The following is a 2,210-nucleotide window of genomic DNA, read 5'->3' as shown; positions in this document are numbered from 1 at the left end:
ATATGTGGCTGTATCCGATTTTTTCACGCTCGATGTCGCTTCATTTATTGGCAAAGGAAGCAGCAAGGAGGAGGTAGACTCTTTTGTTGCTTCGTGTGAAAAATACCTTGGGCAGCTGCAAATTCCCGGGATGGATGAGCCGCTGCACGTAACCAAAGAATTGTTGCACGAAATTGCAGGCAAGTTCCTGGCAGCAACACAGCATGCATCCGATATTTATGCCTATTTGAAAAAAGAGAAGGGCGAAGGCAATTTTATTACCGAGGTATCCATGGATGAGGTTGAGTCTCCCCAAACACCCATCGAGATGCTTTTCATTTTGAAAATGCTGGCCGATAAAGGTGTTCCTGCACAGACGATTGCTCCCAAATTTACCGGGCGGTTTAATAAGGGCGTGGATTATGTTGGCAATCTGGATCAGTTTGCCAAAGAGTTTGAAGAGGATGTGCTTGTGATTGATTTTGCCGTGAAGGAGTTTGGGCTGCCCGAGGAGCTGAAGCTGAGTGTCCATTCGGGAAGCGATAAGTTTTCCATCTATCCGATTATGGCGGAGGTTATCCGGAAATACGACAAAGGGTTGCACCTCAAAACTGCCGGAACAACCTGGCTGGAGGAGGTAATCGGTTTGGCTGTAGCAGGCGGTGAAGGCCTGGATTTGGCAAAGAAGATTTATGAGAGCTCCTACAACCGGAAAGAAGAGCTGTGCGCTCCTTATGCCGATGTGATCGATATCGATGGTTCTAAGCTCCCTTCCGTGGAAGAGGTGAATGGGTGGTCAAGCGAAAAGTTTGCAAATACACTTCGTCATATTCCCGGACATGCCGATTATAATTCCAATTTCCGTCAGTTAATTCACGTAGCCTATAAGGTGGCAGCTGAGATGGGAGAGGCATACACCGGCTTGCTCGTGAAATATGCCGATGTCGTCGGGTCGTGTGTGGAAGAGAATATTTATGACAGACATTTGAGAAGATTATTTACGATTTAAAAACAATTGAATGCGCCGGCAAACGTAATTCTCCCGCTTTTGAAGGAGCCTGACTGGCCCCTGTCAATCAGGCGAATGTCTTGCCTTTGCCGCTATTCACAACTAAAAAACTACAATGTACGAATTTTTTGATATCAGAGGAAAAGTAATCGCAATCACCGGAGGAACCGGCGTTTTGGGAACCTCAATGGTGGAATACCTGGCAGCTCATGGAGCGCACGTAGCCGTGATGGCCAGAAATGAAGAAAAAGGCAATCAGTTGATCAAAAAAGTAAAGGACGAAGGTGGAGAAGCCATGTTCCTGCAGACAGATGTAACAAACGAAGACGTCCTGAAACAAAATGCCAGAGATATTGCCGAAAAATATGGCACCATTGATGTGTTGATCAACGGCGCCGGTGGAAATATGCCCGGTGCAACCATCGGTCCGAACAACAATATTTTCGACCTGAAGATGGATGATTTCCGCAAGGTCGTTGATCTGAACCTGATGGGAACCGTCATGCCTACGGTTGTTTTTGCCGAATATATGGTAAAGGCAAAAAAAGGAAATATCGTGAACATCTCTTCCGCCTCTGCCTTACGCCCGCTTACACGAGTGGCCGGCTACGGAGCTGCCAAGGCTGCAGTAACCAATTTTACCAAATATATGGCCGGCGAGTTGGCTACCAAGTTTGGAGAGAGTTTTCGTGTGAATGCCTTGTGTCCCGGATTTTTTATCACGGAGCAAAACCGGACACTACTCACCAATCCGGATGGATCTTATTCCGATCGTGGAAACACCATCATCGCTCATACTCCATTCCGTCGTTTCGGTGTACCGGAAGACTTGTTGGGAACACTTCACTATTTGGTCAGCGATGCTTCCAAATTTGTCACAGGAACGGTGGCAATTGTAGATGGCGGCTTCGATGCTTTCAGTATTTAATGTTGTGTAATCAGTTATCAGTAAATAAAATATGTCACTTAAACTAAGAAAAGAATTCAAATATTCACTGCTTGTCCCCACCAGTATGGGTGTGCGGATCACACCGGTGAACGCACAACCGGTGCAGAGTACGAACATGTTTCAGATGCAGGCAACCAGTGCCGAAACAAATGTGGCCAGCATCTCCTCTTACTTGGGCCTGCCGGTAAAGGTGCTTACTACCTTTGTGAAAGACAGCCCTATTGCTGCCTTCATAAAGGCCGATCTGAGAGCACGTAACATGGACTACGAAGG

At 46.7% G+C, this 2,210-nt stretch carries 2 protein-coding genes and 1 pseudogene; all 3 read left to right on the top strand.

What is annotated here, in order from left to right:
* The coding region (locus B3Z75_RS11115) for a tagaturonate epimerase family protein (RefSeq protein WP_294071578.1) at positions 1 to 988 on the top strand (988 nt) is incomplete at its 5' end.
* 115 nt (positions 989 to 1,103) lie between these two features.
* Positions 1,104 to 1,916, top strand: coding sequence for an SDR family oxidoreductase (locus B3Z75_RS11110; RefSeq protein ID WP_294071576.1), 813 nt, complete (start codon positions 1,104 to 1,106; stop codon positions 1,914 to 1,916).
* A gap of 31 nt (positions 1,917 to 1,947) precedes the next feature.
* Positions 1,948 to 2,210, top strand: a pseudogene (locus B3Z75_RS11105) (sugar kinase); the annotation flags it as partial.

Source organism: Proteiniphilum sp. UBA1028 (assembly GCF_002316955.1).
In the GTDB taxonomy this organism is placed as follows: domain Bacteria; phylum Bacteroidota; class Bacteroidia; order Bacteroidales; family Dysgonomonadaceae; genus Proteiniphilum.
The sequence above is the reverse complement of the archived record's forward strand: the minus strand, read 5'-3'. Positions and strand labels throughout refer to the sequence as shown.

Excerpts from the sequence above, each read along its gene's own strand:
- B3Z75_RS11110 (WP_294071576.1), top strand. The coding sequence starts at position 1,104 with ATGTACGAATTTTTTGATATCAGAGGAAAAGTAATCGCAATCACCGGA.